17 protein-coding genes and 1 tRNA gene are annotated in these 17,362 nt (G+C 64.3%); 8 read left to right on the top strand and 10 right to left on the bottom strand.

Annotated features, from left to right (window positions below):
* Positions 1–6 precede the first annotated feature (6 nt).
* On the top strand, positions 7–1,215 hold the full coding sequence (locus MFF62_RS18115; RefSeq protein ID WP_238264509.1) for an O-succinylhomoserine sulfhydrylase: 1,209 nt from the start codon (positions 7–9) through the stop codon (positions 1,213–1,215).
* A gap of 50 nt (positions 1,216–1,265) precedes the next feature.
* On the opposite strand, the gene MFF62_RS18110 is transcribed toward MFF62_RS18115, so the two are convergent.
* Together MFF62_RS18110 and nodI are read right to left on the bottom strand one after the other, a co-directional pair.
* A complete protein-coding gene (locus tag MFF62_RS18110) occupies positions 1,266–2,120 on the bottom strand; it encodes an ABC transporter permease (RefSeq protein WP_238264508.1) in 855 nt (284 codons plus the stop codon).
* Between the two features lie 7 nt (positions 2,121–2,127).
* The gene (nodI, locus tag MFF62_RS18105; protein WP_238264752.1) at positions 2,128–3,021 is read right to left on the bottom strand and encodes a nodulation factor ABC transporter ATP-binding protein NodI; all 894 of its coding nucleotides are present in this window, start codon (positions 3,019–3,021) and stop codon (positions 2,128–2,130) included.
* Positions 3,022–3,216: 195 nt separating this feature from the next.
* On the opposite strand from nodI, the gene MFF62_RS18100 reads away from it, so the two are divergent.
* Positions 3,217–3,834 carry a LysE family translocator gene (locus MFF62_RS18100; protein ID WP_238264507.1) on the top strand — a complete coding sequence of 206 codons (618 nt, stop codon included), beginning with the start codon at positions 3,217–3,219 and terminating at the stop codon, positions 3,832–3,834.
* A 65-nt stretch (positions 3,835–3,899) separates the two neighbouring features.
* Here MFF62_RS18100 and rpsU read toward each other — a convergent pair whose 3' ends face one another.
* The 4 genes from rpsU to fdxA all read right to left on the bottom strand — a co-directional run bounded on the left by rpsU (position 3,900) and on the right by fdxA (position 6,470).
* Positions 3,900–4,112 (bottom strand): 30S ribosomal protein S21, encoded by a 213-nt coding sequence (rpsU, locus tag MFF62_RS18095; RefSeq protein ID WP_008648415.1) that lies wholly within the window; start codon positions 4,110–4,112, stop codon positions 3,900–3,902.
* A gap of 474 nt (positions 4,113–4,586) precedes the next feature.
* Positions 4,587–4,662: transfer RNA gene (locus tag MFF62_RS18090), tRNA-Asn, on the bottom strand.
* Between the two features lie 242 nt (positions 4,663–4,904).
* Positions 4,905–6,008 (bottom strand): NAD(P)/FAD-dependent oxidoreductase, encoded by a 1,104-nt coding sequence (locus MFF62_RS18085; RefSeq protein ID WP_238264506.1) that lies wholly within the window; start codon positions 6,006–6,008, stop codon positions 4,905–4,907.
* 138 nt (positions 6,009–6,146) lie between these two features.
* Positions 6,147–6,470, bottom strand: a complete 324-nt coding sequence (fdxA, locus tag MFF62_RS18080; RefSeq protein ID WP_238264505.1) for a ferredoxin FdxA — start codon at positions 6,468–6,470, stop codon at positions 6,147–6,149.
* Positions 6,471–6,975: 505 nt separating this feature from the next.
* On the opposite strand from fdxA, the gene MFF62_RS18075 reads away from it, so the two are divergent.
* The 6 genes from MFF62_RS18075 to MFF62_RS18050 all read left to right on the top strand — a co-directional run bounded on the left by MFF62_RS18075 (position 6,976) and on the right by MFF62_RS18050 (position 13,526).
* Positions 6,976–7,428: a hypothetical protein gene (locus tag MFF62_RS18075; RefSeq protein ID WP_238264504.1), complete on the top strand. Its 453-nt coding sequence runs from the start codon at positions 6,976–6,978 to the stop codon at positions 7,426–7,428.
* A gap of 104 nt (positions 7,429–7,532) precedes the next feature.
* Positions 7,533–8,711, top strand: coding sequence for a nicotinate phosphoribosyltransferase (pncB, locus tag MFF62_RS18070; RefSeq protein ID WP_238264503.1), 1,179 nt, complete (start codon positions 7,533–7,535; stop codon positions 8,709–8,711).
* A 73-nt stretch (positions 8,712–8,784) separates the two neighbouring features.
* Positions 8,785–9,471 (top strand): LutC/YkgG family protein, encoded by a 687-nt coding sequence (locus MFF62_RS18065; RefSeq protein ID WP_238264502.1) that lies wholly within the window; start codon positions 8,785–8,787, stop codon positions 9,469–9,471.
* A gap of 215 nt (positions 9,472–9,686) precedes the next feature.
* Positions 9,687–11,117, top strand: coding sequence for a sodium:proton antiporter (locus tag MFF62_RS18060; RefSeq protein WP_238264501.1), 1,431 nt, complete (start codon positions 9,687–9,689; stop codon positions 11,115–11,117).
* 5 nt (positions 11,118–11,122) lie between these two features.
* Positions 11,123–12,118, top strand: coding sequence for a 2-hydroxyacid dehydrogenase (locus MFF62_RS18055; RefSeq protein ID WP_238264500.1), 996 nt, complete (start codon positions 11,123–11,125; stop codon positions 12,116–12,118).
* 22 nt (positions 12,119–12,140) lie between these two features.
* The gene (locus tag MFF62_RS18050; RefSeq protein WP_238264499.1) at positions 12,141–13,526 is read left to right on the top strand and encodes a DNA recombination protein RmuC; all 1,386 of its coding nucleotides are present in this window, start codon (positions 12,141–12,143) and stop codon (positions 13,524–13,526) included.
* An 18-nt stretch (positions 13,527–13,544) separates the two neighbouring features.
* Here the strand turns inward: MFF62_RS18050 and MFF62_RS18045 are convergent, their stop codons facing one another.
* The 4 genes from MFF62_RS18045 to moaA all read right to left on the bottom strand — a co-directional run bounded on the left by MFF62_RS18045 (position 13,545) and on the right by moaA (position 17,199).
* Positions 13,545–13,826 carry a hypothetical protein gene (locus MFF62_RS18045; protein ID WP_238264498.1) on the bottom strand — a complete coding sequence of 94 codons (282 nt, stop codon included), beginning with the start codon at positions 13,824–13,826 and terminating at the stop codon, positions 13,545–13,547.
* A gap of 288 nt (positions 13,827–14,114) precedes the next feature.
* Positions 14,115–15,401, bottom strand: coding sequence for a molybdopterin molybdotransferase MoeA (gene moeA / locus MFF62_RS18040; protein WP_238264497.1), 1,287 nt, complete (start codon positions 15,399–15,401; stop codon positions 14,115–14,117).
* 62 nt (positions 15,402–15,463) lie between these two features.
* A complete protein-coding gene (gene mobA, locus MFF62_RS18035) occupies positions 15,464–16,075 on the bottom strand; it encodes a molybdenum cofactor guanylyltransferase MobA (protein ID WP_238264496.1) in 612 nt (203 codons plus the stop codon).
* Positions 16,075–17,199 carry a GTP 3',8-cyclase MoaA gene (moaA, locus tag MFF62_RS18030; protein ID WP_238264495.1) on the bottom strand — a complete coding sequence of 375 codons (1,125 nt, stop codon included), beginning with the start codon at positions 17,197–17,199 and terminating at the stop codon, positions 16,075–16,077. Before moaA ends, mobA begins: the two co-directional genes overlap by 1 nt.
* Positions 17,200–17,362: the final 163 nt, after the last annotated feature.

The following is a 17,362-nucleotide window of genomic DNA, read 5'->3' as shown; positions in this document are numbered from 1 at the left end:
ACGAGCATGAGCGATCCGTTCCAACCCGAGTCCTACGGCATTGACACCCTTGGCGTGCGCGCCGGCACGCTGCGTAGCAGCGAGTTCATGGAGCACTCGGAGGCGATGTACCTGACCTCGAGCTTCTGCTTCGACAACGCCGCCGAAGCCGCCGAGCGCTTTGCGAACTCGGAAGAGGGCTACACGTATTCGCGCTTCACCAATCCGACCGTGTCGATGTTCCAGTCGCGCCTGGCCGCGCTGGAAGGCGCCGAGGCCTGCATGGCCACGGCGTCGGGCATGAGCGCCATTCTGTCGGTGGCGCTGGCGTCGCTGCAGGCTGGCGATCACCTGGTCAGCTCGCGTTCGATCTTCGGATCGACGATGACGCTGTTCAACACGATCCTGGCCAAGTTCGGCGTGGAGACGACCTACGTCGACAGCACCGACCTGGCGGCCTGGCGTGCGGCCGTGAAGCCCAATACGAAGCTGTTCTTCCTGGAAACGCCATCGAACCCGCTGACCGAAGTCTCGGACATCGCGGCGATTGGCGACATCGCGCACAACGCGGGCGCGCTGTTCGTGGTCGACAACTGCTTCTGCTCGCCCGCCCTGCAGCAGCCGATCAAGTTCGGCGCCGATGTGGTGGTGCATTCGGCCACCAAGCATATCGACGGACAGGGACGTGTGCTCGGTGGCGCCGTGCTGGGCAAGCGCGACTACATCATGGGCAAGGTGTTTCCGTTCGTGCGCACCGCGGGTCCGACGCTGTCGGCCTTCAACGCATGGGTGATGCTCAAGGGCATGGAGACGCTGGCCATCCGCATGGAGCGCCATTCGCAGAGCGCGCTGACGCTGGCCCAGTTCCTGGAGTCGCATCCGGCCGTGAATCGCGTGTTCCATCCGGCGCTGAAGTCGCACCCGCAGTACGAGGTGGCCAGCCGCCAGCAAAGCGGTGGCGGTGCGATCGTGTCGTTCGAGCTGAAGGGCGACACGCCCGAGCAGATGCGTGCCAACGCCTGGCGCGTGATCGACAGCACGAAGCTGTGCTCGATCACCGGCAACCTTGGCGACACACGTACCACGATCACGCATCCGTACACGACCACGCACGGTCGCGTGGCCCCGGAAGCGAAGGCCGCTGCCGGTATCACCGAGGGTCTGATCCGCCTGGCCGTGGGCCTGGAGTCGGTCGAAGACCTGAAGGCCGATCTGCTGCGCGGCCTCGGCCAGTAACAGTTGGCTGACGTTCTTCTCCCGCCTGGGCGGGGGAGGAACCCTTTCCCTCAGCGCAGCATCCGCCTGCGCAGCAGCACCAGCGCCACCATCAGCGCCACCGCCGCATAGGCCGCCAGCACGATCACGTGCAGCGCGGCGTTTTCCACCGGTCTCCCCAGCATCAACGGACGAATCAACGCCACGGCGTGCGCCAGGGGCAGCACCTGGGTGGCTTGCCGCGCGCCTTCGGGCAACTGTTCGAGCGGGAAGAACACGCCTGACAGCAACAGCATCGGCGTCATCACCAGCGTCTGGTAGAACATGAAGAAGTCGTAGCTGGGCGCCAGCGCGGTGACGATCATCGCCAGGCTTGCAAACGCGATGCCGGCCAGTACGATCACCGGCAGCGCGGCCAGCGCGCTGGGGAACTGCGCATAGCCGAGCAGGCCGGCCACGAGCATGATGGCCGAGCCGGACAGCACGGCCTTGCTGGTGGCCCACAGCACCTCGCCCAGCACCACGTCGCCCAGCGTCAGCGGCGCGTGCATGATCGCCTCCCACGTACGCTGCACGTGCATGCGCGAGAACGCCGAATACATCGACTCGAAGCTGGCCGACATCATCACGCTCGACGCCGTGGTACCGGCCGCCAGGAAGGCGATATACGACACGCCATTCACCTGGCCCACCAGCAGGCCAAGCCCCAGGCCCAGGCCGAACAGGTAGATCATCGGATCGGCCAGGTTGCCGATCATCGACGGTATGGCCAGCTTCTTCCAGACCATGTAGTTGCGGTACCAGACCATCATCCAGTTGCGCGCGTTGCGCGGCAGCAGCGGCTGGGGATAGTGCTGGCGCGGAATGTCCGCCGCCGGTGTTGTCGTCACGGCGGCGTCGGGATTGCGTGGATCCTGTTCGCTCATGTCGGTCTCAGTCTCTCATCTCGCGGCCGGTCAGCTTGAGGAACACGTCCTCCAGGTTGGCCGGCCGGTGCAGATAGCGCACGCCGCCCTTGCCGTGCAACGCGGCCAGCAGCGCATCGGGTTCGCGCACATAGAAGAACAGCGTCTCGCCGCGCGTTTCGCAGCGGTCGGCCAGTGGCGTCAGCGTGTCGCGCAGCGGCTCCAGTTCGTCGCCATAGACTTCCACCACGTCGCAGCCAATCTCGCGGTCGATCAGCTCGTGCGGCTTGCCCTCGGCAATCTTGCGGCCTGCGTCGATCACGCAGAGCCGGTTGCAGAGCCGCTCCGCCTCTTCCATGAAGTGCGTGGTCAGCAGGATGGTCTTGCCCACGGCCAGCAGCGACTTGAGCCGCTCCCAGATCAGGTGGCGTGCCTGAGGGTCCAGGCCCGTGGTGGGCTCGTCCATCACCAGCAGGTCGGGATCGTTGATCAGCGCACGCGCCACGGTCAGCCGGCGGCGCATGCCGCCCGACAGGTCGCGCACCTGGGCATTAGCCTTGTTTTCGAGCCGGGCGAATTCCAGCAGCTTGGGCACCCGTTCGGCGATCTGCGCCGACGACAGGCCAAAGTAACGGCCGAAGATGCGCAGGTTCTCGATGACCGAGAAGTCCGGGTCGAGGTTGTCGAACTGCGGCACCACGCCCACGCGCATACGCGCCTGCGGGGCCCGCTGCGGAATCGGTTCGCCGCACAGCATCAGCGTGCCGGAGGCTGGCGTGGTCAGGCCCAGCAGCATGCGCAGCGTGGTGGTCTTGCCGGCGCCGTTGGGGCCCAGCAGGCCGTAGCACTGGCCGGGTTCCACTTCGAGATCGAGGTTGTCCACGACGACCTGGTCGCCGTAGAGCTTGCGCACATTGCGCATCTGGAGGATGGCAGTCAAGGTAAGTGTCCTTGCAAGCGATACCCGCCATTATGCAGGCCATCGCGTGACGCATTGTTGGTGCATCGCAGGCAAGACAATTCCATTGCTGCAGGGTATCGGCGGGGTGGCGGAGTGGGGTGGACAGGCGTACCCTCGATCGTTTGAGAACGACGAAGACAAAGACAAGGAGACGACATGTCCTTCGAACACTGGATCACGTTCGTGCTGACCAGCGCGGTCCTGCTGATCATTCCCGGTCCGACCATCCTGCTGGTGATTGGCGATGCACTGGCGCATCGCGGCCGCAGTGCCTATGCCACCGTAGCCGGCGTGGCGGCGGGAGACCTGACGGCCTTCACGCTGTCGATGGCTGGCCTGGGCGCGGTCCTGGCGACCTCTGCCACGCTGTTCACGGGCCTGAAGTGGGCTGGGGCGGCTTACCTGGTGTACCTGGGGGTGCAGGCGCTGCGGACGGCCAATCGTGCCCGATCGCTCGATGTGGCGTCGCAGTCGGGCAGCGGTAGCCAGCGTTTTGCCAAGGCCTGGCTGGTCACGGCGCTGAACCCGAAAAGCATCGTGTTCTTTGTGGCGTTCGTGCCGCAGTTCATCGACGCCAAGCTGGCCTTCTGGCCCCAGGCCGTGGTGCTGATCCCGACGTTCGTGGTGCTGGCTACCGCCAACGCCATGGTCTACGCGCTGCTGGCGCGTTCGCTGGCTACGCGCCTGACCTCGCAGCGCGCCCAGGCCAATGTGCAGCGGGCCGGGGGCATCACGCTGATCGGTGCTGGCGCGTTGATCGCCACGCGCACCTGAGTCCACCAGAATCAGGACGAAAAAAAACCGCCAGATAGCTGGCGGCTTTTTGGGCAGTGCGCGAATCAGTAGAGCTTCTTCGGCAGCATTTGCATGCGCAGACGCTTGCGCAGGCGAGCCTCGGCAGCCTTCTTCTTGCGCTTGCGCTCGGTCGTCGGCTTTTCGTAGGCGGTGCGGCTCTTCAGTTCCACGATCAGGCCAGTCTGCAGAATGGCGCGACGGAAACGACGCATTGCAACTTCAACGGGCTCGCCCGGTTTCAGAACGATCTTAGTCAATTCAGTCCTTCAGGGATACCGCCAGGGGCGGTGGGTTCAAGGGAGGGAAACATGTCACGTGGGGCTCCGGAGCCTTCCGAGACGGTGGTATCGCACGCGACGGCGAATGCCGCGGTGCGCCCCCTAGAACCTGCTGTGGACCGAAATCCGTACTGCCTGTGTCAGGGGTGACGGGCCAAATTTTCCTAGCTAGGTAAAAACTTGGCGACTACCAGTTTCCGTGAATATTGCGCAAGTAATACGCCGGTAAGCTTTTACAGGTATACCTGCCAGCAGTCAAGCGATTCAGGGCAATCCAAGATGATACCTCAGAAAATGTGCTGGGGTACCTGCAATCGAGAGTTTTGCGCGAAGGCAACAGGTGAGAAGCGAGACGCTGTCGGCAGTGTGAATGCCGGGAGGGGAGTGCGGTATTCCGGCGCCACCAAAAGAAAAAGGCCGATGCTTTCGCATCGGCCTTCGCCTTGAATTTTTTGGCTCCCCGACCTGGGCTCGAACCAGGGACCTACGGATTAACAGTCCGGCGCTCTACCAACTGAGCTATCGGGGAACAGCTGAGAAGGAAATTATAACCAGCTTCTCTTCGTTTCGTCAACAACTTTTTAACGTTTTGTTTTCGTCAGAAGTTGTTGCTAAAACTCTGGTTCGCCTCGAAACCGGCCTGCAGTGGGCGTTTCCGCCTTTTGCTGCGTTGCCGTGTTCAACAGCGAGGCCGCATTATAGCCAGCTTTTTTGGGAATGCAAACAAAAAAATCGCCCGGGGGCGACTTTTTTGCATTGGGTTCGAAAGGATCAATCGAACACCGGCGATTCGACGCCCAGCACCTTGTGCAGCTTCGGCGAAGTCGTCGTGTATTGCATGTGGATCTTCTTGTCCGGGAAGATGTACGGCGCGGCGCCAAACGCTGCCAGCGCGGCTTCGTGGAAGCCGGACAGGATCAGCTTCTTCTTGCCGGGGTAGGTGTTGATGTCGCCCACGGCGAAGATGCCCGGGATGTTCGTCTCGAACTTCTCGGTATCCACCTTGATCTGCTTGCGCTCCAGGTCCAGGCCCCATTCGGCGATCGGGCCCAGCTTCGGCGACAGGCCGAAGAACACCAGCAGGTCGTCCACCGGCATGCGGCGGGTCACGCCGTCACCGCCGGTCACCTTGATCTCGGTGAGCACGCCGTCTTTCTCTTCATAGCCGCCAATCTGGCCGACCATGAATTGCATTTCCATCTGTTCGCACAGGTCGCGCATCTTGGCCACTGAGGCCGGTGCGGCGCGGAAGCCGTCGCGGCGATGGATCAGCACGATCGACTCGGCCTTGCCGTGCAGGTCCAGCGCCCAGTCCAGCGCCGAATCGCCACCACCGACGATGACCAGGTTGCGGCCGTGGAAGCGGGCCGGTTCCTTTACGCGGTAGAACAGCTGCTTGCCTTCGAACTTGTCGATGCCTTCCACCTTGACCGTGCGCGGCTGGAACGAACCCACGCCAGCGGCGATGAAGATGGTCTTGGTGATGAACTGGGTGCCGAGCGACGTCTCGACGAAGAAGCGGCCGTCTTCGCGGCGCTCCACGACGCTGACTTCCTGGCCCAGGTGGAACGTGGGCGAGAACGGCTCGATCTGCTTGAGCAGGTTGTCGGTCAGTTCCTGGCCCGTGCAGATGGGCACGGCCGGAATGTCATAGATCGGCTTGTCCGGATACAGCTCCACGCACTGACCACCCACCACCTTGAGCGAGTCGATCACGTGGGCCTTGATTTCGAGCAGGCCGAGTTCGAACACCTGGAACAGGCCAACGGGGCCCGCGCCAACGATCAGCGCGTCGATTTCAAGCGGCTGGCCGCCGGTATTGCCGCCAGCGTGCTGGGTCGCGTCGGCCACGGGATTTGGAATGCTCAAGTCCATATTCGTCCTGATACGTTGTGGGCACGGCAGGTGCCCGGTATTACGGGAAAGCGCGTGGGGACGGCTTTCTGTGACACTGGCCAGGCGACCCCGGCATGATTGGCCGTGGCTTGTTGCCGCCTGCGCGTCAAACTCTTCTTAGCGCTGCAGGTATTGCAGCTTGTCAGTGGCGTCCTTCCATTCCTCGGCCTCGGCCAGCGGGGCCTTGGTCTTGGTGATGGACGGCCAGTTGCGGGCCAGGTCCGCGTTCAGATCGATGAACTGCTGCTGGTCGCCGGGAACATCTTCCTCGGCATAAATCGCGTTCACCGGGCACTCGGCCACGCACACGGCGCAGTCGATGCATTCGTCGGGATCGATGGCCAGGAAGTTCGGGCCTTCGCGGAAACAATCGACCGGACACACATCAACGCAGTCGGTGTAACGGCAACGGATGCAGGCTTCGGTGACAACGTGAGTCATTTCGGTTCCAGAAAAACGGATCGGTCTTCGATGGGGATATTGTCCAAGGCCGGATTCTTGCCCGACGCTCTTGCGAGTTACCCGCTGCGCGTAAAACTTCGCGCGTGTCAATCGGTATAACTTGGGGCGAGCGAGGGCCGAGGCCTTTCAAAGACCGATATTGTAGCTGAGCCTTCTCGCAAGGATAGCCAGTCTATATAGCCTGGTCAGATAGTTTTCTTATTTCTTTATGTACTTCCGGTGCCATTTCAGGCCAGAAGCGGCCTGCGGCGCCATTTTTCCGGTCAATCCGTGGCCGCGAAGCGGATCAACGGACTACTATTCCCCTGTGTCATGCGTGGCTTTTCGGGGGTGCCGGGTGCTGTCGCAGCCGCTTCGCCAACCGCAGTCGGACCTGTTTCCATCCTGATCGGGGGCAATCTTGCAAGGGACATTCTCATGTCGGCCAGCCTGGGCGTTGCGTCTCGCGGGCGCCGTGGTTTGCGCAGTGCTGGCGGGGGGCGCGATGGCCCAGCCAGCGCCGGCCCGCCCGGGCGAGATGGCCGACAGCGTGGTGTCGCGCCTGGTGGCGTGGCGCGCGCGGACTGACCAGCCGGTGGCGCTGACCGCGCTGACCGCGTTCGACTGGGACAGCTTCAGCGTGGTGCGCACACCCGCCGGCATGGCCCTGGCCAACTGCAACCGCGAGGGCTTCCTGCCCTGCGACAAGGACCTGCAGCCGCCGCCCGACGCGCTGATCCAGGTCCTGCGCTTCGACCGCGCGGGACAGGCCGTCTACCAGGAACGCATCATGGTGGCATCTGGCAATTTCGCCGATCCGCTGCCGGCGGCCGTGCCGCGCACCCAGGCCACGCTGGTGACCTGCCACGACGACCATGGCCAGCGGCTGTGGTGCCTGCAGTCACAGCGGCCACTGCGCCAGGCGCCGCCGGCGCTGCGAAGTCTCGATGGCGGGTGAGGCGCCATGCCATGGCCATGGCATGGGCGGCGCGCACATCGGGCGCGTGACTTTCGGTTAGCATGATGGCCTGACTTCGCCGCGCCCCCAGCCTTGGCTTCGCTATGATCATCCGTTCCCTGCTCGACACCGACCTGTACAAGTTCACGATGATGCAGGTGGTGCTGCACCATTTTCCGCAGGCCCAAGTGGAGTACCGGTTCAAGTGCCGCAACGCCGGCGTCGACCTGACGCCGTACGTGGACGAGATTCGCGATGAAATCCGGCAACTGTGCGACCTGCGGTTTTCGGACGACGAACTCGAGTACCTGCGCAGCATGCGCTTCATCAAGAGCGATTTCGTCGACTTTCTCGCGCTGTTCCATCTGAACCAGAAGTACGTGGTGGTGCAGCCGTCGGCGCAGGGCAACGGCGAGATCGACATCACGATCCGTGGGCCGTGGCTGCATACGATCCTGTTCGAGATTCCGCTGCTGGCCATCGTCAACGAGGTCTATTTCCGCCGCACGCAGCCGCAGGCTGATCTGGACGAGGGGCGCCGGCGGCTGGAGGCCAAGCTGAAGCTGCTGAAATCGTCGCCTTACGCCGATTGCGTGATCGCGGACTACGGCACCCGCCGGCGGTTCTCGCGCGACTGGCAGGAAGAGGTGCTGCTGTCGATGCGCACGGTGCTTGGGCCCCAACTGGCCGGCACCAGCAACGTCCACTTCGCGCGGGCGCACAGCATGACGCCGCTTGGCACGATGGCGCACGAATACCTGCAGGCCTGCCAGGCGCTGGGGCCGCGCCTGCGCGACTCGCAGGTGTACGCGCTGGAGAACTGGGCGCGCGAGTATCGTGGCGACCTGGGTATCGCGCTGTCGGATACTTATGGATTCGACGCGTTCCTGCGCGACTTCGACCTGTATTTCTGCAAGCTGTTCGACGGCGTGCGGCACGACTCGGGCGACCCGTTCGAATGGGGCGAACGGATGATCGCGCACTACGCCGCCAATCGCGTGGATCCGCGCAGCAAGACGCTGATCTTCAGCGACGCGCTGGACATTCCCAAGGTGATCGAGCTGTACGAGCGCTTTCATGGCCGCTGCAAGCTGGCCTTTGGCGTAGGTACGAACCTGACGAACGACCTGGGCTACAAACCGCTGCAGATCGTGGTCAAGATGGTTCGATGCAACGGCCAGCCGGTGGCCAAGTTGTCCGATACGCCCGAGAAGACCATGTGCGACGACCCCGGCTACCTTGCTTACCTGCGGCAGGTGTTCGAAATTCAGCCCGTCGCTTAAATCGATTCACGCGCCCGACCGGCGCGGGTTTCTTATAATCGCCGTGCCCCCGCAACCCTTCAGGTCAATCACCATGGAAACGAACGCCGCCCGTGACCGCATCTTCGCCCGCATCCGTGCCGCACAGGGCAGGGGGGCGGCAGTGACGCAGGGCGAACGCGAGGCCGTGGCCGACTACCTGGCCCGCCACCCGCAGGGGCCGCAGCCGGAGGTGGGCGCGGATCTGGTCGAAGCGTTCAGCGTGCAGGCGCGCAAGTTGGCGTCCACGGTGGACCGCGTGGCTACGCTGGCGGACGTGCCGGCCGCGGTGCTGCACTACGTGGATGGGCTGAAGCTGGTGCGTCGCGCGGTGGCGTGGACTGGCTTTGATGCGCTGCCGTGGGCGGCCCAGGGCCTGGAAGTGGAATGCCGCCCGCCGGTGCGCGAGCCGCAGGCCGATCGCGAGCACGGCGATCTGGTCGGCATCACCGGTTGCTTCGTGGCCATTGCCGAGACCGGATCGCTGATGCTGCTGTCCGGCCCCGATACGTTCGCATCGGCCGCGTTGCTGCCGGAAACCCATATTGCCGTGGTGCCGGTGTCGCGCATCGTCGCCAACCTGGAAGAAGCGTTCACGCGCATGCGCGCCGAACATGGCCAGCTTCCGCGTGCCACGAACATCATCAGCGGTCCGTCGCGCACGGGCGATATCGAGCAGACGATCGTGCTTGGCGCGCATGGCCCGTACCGCGTGCATGTGATCCTGGTCGATCAGGACTGACCGCACCTCCGGGCCTTGGCGCTGCGGCCCACTGTGAGGCCGCGTCGGTGCATTTTCAGACCTTTCTCAAAAGGGTTTGCTTTACACTGAGTCCTTCGCCGCGTGCTGCCGTCCCAACGCCCTGGTAACCACACCGGACGCGTGCGCCTTTTCGTCTGTCTCGCCGCCCCGGACTGTCTTGGGGTGTGTGTTGCGATCAGGGAGATTGTTGTCCGATGCGACGTGTTGCCACGCTGCTGCCTCAGTATTTGCTTGCCACGCTGCTGCTTTCGCCCGCCTGGGCGCACGCGGCCGATTTCGATGGCGCCGCGCTGTCGCCCGTTTGGGGCGTGCCGTTTGCCGGCATCCTGTTGTCGATTGCCCTGTTCCCGCTTGTCGCGCCCAAGTTCTGGCACCACCACTACGGCAAGATCGCCGCAGCCTGGGGCCTGCTGTTCCTGGTGCCATTCGCGCTGCAGTTCGGCTGGCACGCGGCCGCCGCCAACACCGTGCATGCGCTGCTGGCCGAATACGTTCCGTTCATCGTCCTGCTGACCGCACTCTATGTGGTGGCGGGCGGCATTTGCGTGCGGGGCAACCTGCATGCGACGCCGAAGCTCAACACCGGCATCCTGGCGCTGGGCACGGTGCTGGCCAGCCTGATGGGCACCACGGGCGCCGCGATGCTGTTGATCCGTCCGCTGCTGCGCGCCAACGACAACCGGCGGCATGTGGCCCACGTGGTGGTGTTCTTCATCTTCCTGGTGGCCAATGCCGGCGGCGCGCTGACGCCGCTGGGCGATCCGCCGCTGTTCCTGGGCTTCCTGAAGGGCGTGGAATTCACGTGGACGCTGCGCAATATCCTGCCGGAGACGCTGTTCATCTGGGCGGTGCTGCTGGTCCTGTTCTACGTGGTCGACCGGTACTACTTCCTCAAGCGGGAAGAGGAGTTGCCGATGGCGCAGGACCCGACGCCTGATTCGGCGGGTATCAAGCTCGAAGGCAAGATCAACTTCCTGCTGCTGCTGGCGGTGGTCGGGCTGGTGCTGATGAGCGGGCTGTGGAAGCCGGGCATTGCGTTCGACGTGATGGGCACCGAGGTGCCGCTGCCCGCGCTGGTGCGCGATGTCCTGCTGGTCTCGGTCACGATCGTGTCGCTGCTGGCCACGCCGCATTCCGCACGCAGCGGAAACGAATTCAACTGGGAACCGATGCTCGAAGTGGGCAAGCTGTTCGCCGGCATCTTCCTGACCATCATCCCGGTCATCGCGATGCTCAAGGCCGGCACGGCGGGCGCGTTCGCGGGCGTGATCCATGCGGTCAGCGACAGCAACGGGCAGCCCATCGACAGCATGTACTTCTGGGCCACCGGCATCCTGTCGTCATTCCTGGATAACGCGCCGACGTATCTGGTGTTCTTCAACACTGCCGGCGGCGACGCCACCACGCTCATGACGCGCGATGCCTCGACCCTGGCCGCCATTTCGGCCGGTGCCGTGTTCATGGGCGCCAATACCTATATCGGCAACGCGCCCAACCTGATGGTCAAGGCGATTGCCGAAAGCCGGGGCGTGCGTATGCCGAGCTTCTTCGGCTACATGGCGTATTCGTGCGCCGTGCTGGTGCCGCTGTTCCTGGTGATGACGTTCCTTTTCTTCCACGTATGACTGCCATGAAGCCCTCCGTCCTGGTCACCCGCGCGATCTTTCCCGACGTCATCGAGCGTCTGTCGCAGTACTTCGATGTCGATGACAACCAGCCCGACCTTGTGCTGGACGCGACGGCGCTGCGCCAGCGGCTGGCGGGCAAGGCGGGCGTGCTGGCCAACGCGGCCGATCGTATCGATGCCGACGTGATCGCGGCATTGCCGGGCTTGCGGGCCGTCTGCAACATGGCGGTGGGCTATAACAACCTCGATGTCCCGGCGCTGACTGCGGCGGGCATCGTCGCCACCAACACGCCGGATGTGCTGACGGAAACCACGGCCGATTTCGGCTGGGCCTTGCTGATGGCCACCGCGCGCCGCGTGACCGAGAGCGAGCATTACCTGCGCGCCGGCAAATGGGAGCGCTGGAGCTACGACATGCTGGTGGGCATGGATCTGTACGGCAGCACGCTCGGCATCCTGGGCATGGGACGCATCGGCCAGGGCCTGGCCCGCCGTGCGGCTGGCTTCGGCATGCAGGTGCTGTATCACAACCGCAGCCAGTTGCCGGCAGATATGGAGCAGTCGCTCAATGCGCGCTACGTCAGCAAGGCGGACCTGCTGAAGCAGTCCGATCACCTGATTCTCGTGCTGCCATATAGCCCGGAAAGCCATCACGCAATCGGTGCCCCGGAGCTGGCGCTGATGAAGCCGACGGCGACGCTCATCAACCTGGCGCGTGGCGGCATCGTCGACGACGGCGCGCTGGCTGCAGCGCTGCGCGACCGCAAGATCTTCGGGGCGGGGCTCGATGTATTCGAAGGCGAGCCCAGCGTGCATCCCGACCTGCTGACCGTGGCGAACGTCGTGCTGACGCCGCACATTGCCAGCGCATCGGAGAAGACGCGCCGCGCCATGGCCAACCTGGCAGCCGACAACCTGATCGCGGCGCTCGATGCTGGCCCGCAGGCCGGCAAGCCGGCCACCGTGATCAATCCCGAAGTCATGCCGAAGCGCCGCTGAGCATTTCGAGCGGTAAATTCTCATGGACCTGGTACCTCTGCTGACCCTGGTTGCCGTCGTGGCGGCCGTGATATTGCTCGCCGTCCTGCTGTTGCGCCAGTCGCGCCACGATGGCGGCGACCTGTCGCCCATGCTCGGCGATCTGCGTGACGACGTGCGCGAGGACACCGCGCGCGGCCTGGAACGTCTGGAGCGCGAACTGCGCACCGAGCTGGCCGAGATGGCGCGCGGCAATCGCAGCGAAGCGGGGCAGCAGATGCTGCGTTTCCAGCAGCAACTGTCCACGCAACTGACCAGCATCGCCACGGTACAGCAACAGCAACTGGCGCAGATGTCCGAGGCGAACGAGCGCCGGCTGGCCGATGTGCGCGCCACGCTCGAACGCAAGCTGCAGGACATCGAAGCCAACAACGCGGCCAAGCTCGAGGAAATGCGACGCACCGTGGACGAGAAGCTGCACGCCACGCTGGAGCAGCGCCTGGGCGAATCGTTCAAGCTGGTGTCCGACCGTCTGGAGCAGGTGCACCGTGGCCTGGGCGAAATGCAGATGCTGGCGCAGGGGGTAGGGGATCTCAAGCGCGTGCTGACCAACGTGAAGACGCGCGGCACGTGGGGCGAAGTACAGCTGGCCATGCTGCTGGAGCAGATACTGACGCCAGAGCAATACGGCAAGAATGTGGAGACCGTGCGGAATTCCGGTGCACGGGTCGAATTTGCTATCCGGCTGCCGGGCCGGGAAGTCGAAGGCGGCCCGGTTTGGCTGCCCATCGATGCGAAGTTTCCCAAGGAACAGTACGAGCGGCTGATCGATTCGCAGGAGCGTGGCGACGTCGACGGCGTCAATACTGCGAGCCGGGAGCTGGAAGTGGCCGTGCGCCGCGAGGCGCAGACGATTGCGGAGAAGTACCTGGCGCCGCCGGCCACTACGGACTTCGCCATCCTGTTCCTGCCGACCGAAGGGCTCTACGCCGAAGTCTTGCGCCGCCCCGGCCTGACAGACCTGCTGCAGCGCGATTTCCGGGTCACCGTCGCTGGCCCCACGACGCTGACAGCGCTGCTGAACAGCCTGCAGATGGGATTCCGCACGCTGGCGCTGGAAAAGCGATCGAGCGAGGTGTGGGAGGTGCTGGGCGCCGTGAAGACCGAATTCGGCAAATTCGGCGAGGTCCTGGCAAAGACGCGCGACACGCTGGTGCGCGCGGCACGCAATATCGAGCAGGCGGAAGTGCGGACGCGGCAGATGGAGCGCAAGCTCCGGAACGTGGAAGCGCTGCCGGGCGAGATGGCGGAACAGCTATTGGGAACGGCTGGCCCGGTGGGCGGATCCACTGCGGATGCCGCCCCGGCCGATGAAGCTGGCGAGAGCGCCGTGACAAATGCGGGGCAGCACGAGGACAGGCTGATCTAGCACCATCCTGCGGGTTACTCAGTTGCGATCTTCTGGAGCCAGTTCGCGGACGTGAACCTCGATGCCGCCGAAGCGTTCCGCCACCCAGTTATAGGCGCGGCATCCCAGCCACAGCAGACCGAAGCCGATCAGCGCGTTGAGAATCAGGGCCGTGACGACCGCGATGCCCGGCAACTCGCCGTAGCGCACGAACGCGACGAACAGGCCCATGGCCACGATTGGTACCGAAAAGCACAGATAGACGAGCACAAGTGCACGTGCTGTCTTGACGGGATGGAGGTACGCGATCTCCTGGTGCATGACGACAGACAAGATATTGGGGGGGTTCGGATTTTCGTGCTGCAAGTGTAGCGATTGGTGCCTGCGACGCCTAGCCTGCCTGACCGACGGATGAGGCATTTCCGCCGGCAATCCGTGCTTTCGAACAAAGAGTGCAGCACAAAAACGACACCCGACTGCGGTTACTAAATGTGCCATTAAGGTACGAGACCCATTGCGCATGAATACGTTCGATTCATACGCGCCGGACGATGTTCCGCGTGGCGGGACATCGTCGGGATCGAAGCTTTTGAAGCTGACCTTCGGGAATCAGATCAAGCCGTCGAACAGCATGATCTGCACCGTGTCGCCAGCGGCCACCGACCCCTGATCGTGATCCAGGATGACGAAGCAATTGGCTTCGCTCATCGACCGCAGTACGCCGGAGCCTTGCTGACCGGTCAGGCGCACCTCCAGCTCACCGTTGGCGTCCGGCGCGACGATACCGCGCTGGAATTCGGTGCGTCCGGGCTTCTTGCGGATTGGCATCGTCGTACGCACGCGGATGCGGGTCAGTGGCGCGGCCTGGGCACCCATCAGGCGGTGCAGGGCGCCGCGCACGAAGTGGTAGAACGTGACCATCACCGCCACGGGATTGCCGGGCAGGCCAAAGAGCATCGCGTTGTGGCCGTTCGACGAAATCTGACCGAAGGCCATGGGCCGGCCGGGCCGCATGGCGATCTTCCAGAACGTGACGTCGCCAAGCTTTTCTATGATCTGCTTCGTATAGTCGGCATCGCCGACCGATACGCCACCGGACGTGATGATCGCGTCGGCATTCTCGCAGGCACTGCGGAAGGCGGCTTCCATGGCTACGGGTTCGTCGCGTACCACGCCCATGTCGATCAGGTCGACGTTGAGGCGGCTCAGCATGCCGTGCAGCGTGTAGCGGTTCGAGTCGTACACGCAGCCGGGATCGAGCGGCTCGCCAATCGAGCGCAGTTCGTCGCCCGTGGAAAAGAATGCCACCCGCAGGCGCCGCCGCACCTTCACTTCGGCCACGCCCAGCGATGCCAGCATGCCCAGGTCGGCCGGCGTCAGGATACGGCCCGCCTGCAATGCCGCTTGCCCGCGCGCCAGGTCTTCACCGCGCAGGCGGCGGTTGTCGCCGGCACGCACGGCGTCGGGCGCAAAGCGGATCAAATTGCCGCCAGCCTGGATCTCAACGAATTCCTGCGGGATCACCGTATCGCAGCCGGCCGGCATGATCGCGCCGGTCATGATGCGGACGGCCTGGCCTGCCTGCGCCTCGCCACCAAACGCATTGCCCGCGTAGGCGGTGCCGATGACCTCCAGCGCAATGTCGCCGTCGCCCTGTGCCAGTGCCTGGCCCGCGAACGCATAGCCATCCATGGCCGAGTTGTCGTGGGCGGGGACGTCGATGGAAGAGATGACGTCGAATGCCAGCACGCGGTCCAGCGCGGCGCGAATCGCCAGTTGTTCGATGCCTTGCACTGGGTCCACGACGTCCGCAATGATGGCATTGGCCTGGTCCACCGGCATGGCCGTGGGATCGTAGTCGGACTGGCAGGAGATGACGGAGGTCAGCGAAGGCATGAGTCTGGGTCGTGGCACGTGGTGCGTGCCGGCGATCAAGGAGATGGGTGAGAGTCTAGCGCCTAGCCCGGGCCGGCGTCCGCTTCATGCTGGCGAAGCTCGTCGAGCGTGTTGATGTTGGCAAAGGCCAGGGCGTCCTCGAACATGACCTGCGCCAGCCGCTGGCTCGTGATCCAGCTTTCGATCTTGCGGTTGCCGGCTTCGACATAGGCGCGCAGGCCGTCGGCGATGGTCACCGGCATCAGGCAGAACACCGGCTGCAGACGGCGGCGGCCGTCGGCGTCGACGGTCACTGGCACGGCGATGTCGGCATTCTCTGTGGCGATGGCCGCGGCCAGGCGGGCCACCAGGTCGATGGGCAGGAACGGCGTGTCGCAGGGCGCCGTCACCATCCACCGCGTCTGGCAATGGGCCAGCCCGGCCAGCATGCCGGCCAGCGGACCCGCGAAGTCAGGAATGACGTCGCCAATGACCGGGACGCCAAAGGCCGCATAGCGGTCGGGATTGCGGTTGGCGTTGATCAGCATCGGGCCGGCCTGTGGCGACAGGCGCCGCAGCGTGTGCTCAACCATCGGCGTGCCCTGGAACGGCTGCAGGCCCTTGTCGGTGCCACCCATCCGGCTGCCGCGGCCGCCGGCCAGGATCAGGCCCGTGATGTCGTCGCGTGCAATCATCAGCCGCCGATATACGACATCTCGATCTTGCTCTCGGCGCGCGCGGCGCGTACGGCTGGATCGCTTCGCTGCTCGGAATAGTTGTCGGTACGTGCCTGCCACACCTGGGCAATGGCGTTGCCGATTTCCAGGTCGCTGTGCTCGCCGCGCAGCAGCGCGCGCAGGTCGTAACCTTCGGTGGCGAACAGGCAGAGATAGAGCCGGCCTTCGGTGGACAGGCGGATGCGGCTGCAATCGCCACAGAACGCGTGCGTCACGCTGGAGATCACGCCGATCTCGCCGCCACCGTCACGATAGCGCCAGCGCTCGGCAGTTTCGCCCGAATAGTTGGCCTGCACCACTTCGAGCGGAAACGCCTCGTCGATGCGGCGCACGACGTCGGCGGACGACAAGACTTCGTCCATCTGCCAGTGATTGCTGGCCCCGACGTCCATGAACTCGATAAAGCGGACGATGATGCCGCTGTTACGGAAATGCCGCGCCATCGGCACGATTTCCTGGTCGTTCGTGCCGCGCTTGACCACCATGTTCACCTTGATGGGGGCCAGGCCCACGGCTTGCGCTTCCTCGATCCCATGCAGCACGTCGCGCACGGCGAAGTCGACGTCGTTCATCTTGCGGAACGTGGTGTCGTCTATGGCGTCCAGGCTCACGGTCACGCGCGACAGACCCGCGTCGCGCAGCGATCGTGCCTTGCGTGCCAGCAGAGAGGCATTGGTGGTCAGCGTCAGGTCGAGCGGCTTGCCCGACACGGTATCGATGCGCGCCAGCATTTCCACCAGGCGCTCGACGTTCTTGCGCAGCAACGGCTCGCCGCCCGTCAGCCGGATCTTCTCCACCCCCTGGGCCACGAACAGGCGCGCAACCCGCTCAATTTCCTCGAAGCTCAGCAGTTCGGAGTGGGGCAGGAACGTGTAGTCCTTGTCGAACACTTCCTTCGGCATGCAATAGACGCAGCGGAAGTTGCAGCGATCGGTCACGGAGATGCGCAGGTCGTGCAGCGGCCGGCCCCGTGTGTCGGCCACGAACCCGTTAGGCGCCAGCAGCCGCGACGGAATGCTCGGCACCATCGATTTGTATCGATGGTCGCGCAGGTCGAAGATCGGAATGACAGTGTCGGTCATGGCAGAGTGGGGCCGTGGCTCACCGGCGCCAAAGGCGGCGCGGGGCCGTTCTGCCTGCATTCTAGCCGAGGGCGGCTTCACGCCGCGCGCAACACTGTCGTGACAGAAGTACAGATGACGGCACCGCACGGCGGCACAGTTGGCGGGTTTGTGCCAGGTCACG

It is taken from the genome of Cupriavidus pauculus, assembly GCF_022179805.1.
Taxonomy (GTDB): domain Bacteria; phylum Pseudomonadota; class Gammaproteobacteria; order Burkholderiales; family Burkholderiaceae; genus Cupriavidus; species Cupriavidus pauculus_E.
The sequence above is the reverse complement of the archived record's forward strand: the minus strand, read 5'-3'. Positions and strand labels throughout refer to the sequence as shown.

Coding starts and splice junctions, on each gene's coding strand:
- MFF62_RS18115 (WP_238264509.1), top strand. CDS start 7: ATGAGCGATCCGTTCCAACCCGAGTCCTACGGCATTGACACCCTTGGC.
- MFF62_RS18110 (WP_238264508.1), bottom strand. CDS start 2,120: ATGAGCGAACAGGATCCACGCAATCCCGACGCCGCCGTGACGACAACA.
- nodI (WP_238264752.1), bottom strand. CDS start 3,021: ATGCGCAATGTGCGCAAGCTCTACGGCGACCAGGTCGTCGTGGACAAC.
- MFF62_RS18100 (WP_238264507.1), top strand. CDS start 3,217: ATGTCCTTCGAACACTGGATCACGTTCGTGCTGACCAGCGCGGTCCTG.
- MFF62_RS18085 (WP_238264506.1), bottom strand. CDS start 6,008: ATGGACTTGAGCATTCCAAATCCCGTGGCCGACGCGACCCAGCACGCT.
- fdxA (WP_238264505.1), bottom strand. CDS start 6,470: ATGACTCACGTTGTCACCGAAGCCTGCATCCGTTGCCGTTACACCGAC.
- MFF62_RS18075 (WP_238264504.1), top strand. CDS start 6,976: ATGGCCCAGCCAGCGCCGGCCCGCCCGGGCGAGATGGCCGACAGCGTG.
- pncB (WP_238264503.1), top strand. CDS start 7,533: ATGATCATCCGTTCCCTGCTCGACACCGACCTGTACAAGTTCACGATG.
- MFF62_RS18065 (WP_238264502.1), top strand. CDS start 8,785: ATGGAAACGAACGCCGCCCGTGACCGCATCTTCGCCCGCATCCGTGCC.
- MFF62_RS18060 (WP_238264501.1), top strand. CDS start 9,687: ATGCGACGTGTTGCCACGCTGCTGCCTCAGTATTTGCTTGCCACGCTG.
- MFF62_RS18055 (WP_238264500.1), top strand. CDS start 11,123: ATGAAGCCCTCCGTCCTGGTCACCCGCGCGATCTTTCCCGACGTCATC.
- MFF62_RS18050 (WP_238264499.1), top strand. CDS start 12,141: ATGGACCTGGTACCTCTGCTGACCCTGGTTGCCGTCGTGGCGGCCGTG.
- MFF62_RS18045 (WP_238264498.1), bottom strand. CDS start 13,826: ATGCACCAGGAGATCGCGTACCTCCATCCCGTCAAGACAGCACGTGCA.
- moeA (WP_238264497.1), bottom strand. CDS start 15,401: ATGCCTTCGCTGACCTCCGTCATCTCCTGCCAGTCCGACTACGATCCC.
- mobA (WP_238264496.1), bottom strand. CDS start 16,075: ATGATTGCACGCGACGACATCACGGGCCTGATCCTGGCCGGCGGCCGC.
- moaA (WP_238264495.1), bottom strand. CDS start 17,199: ATGACCGACACTGTCATTCCGATCTTCGACCTGCGCGACCATCGATAC.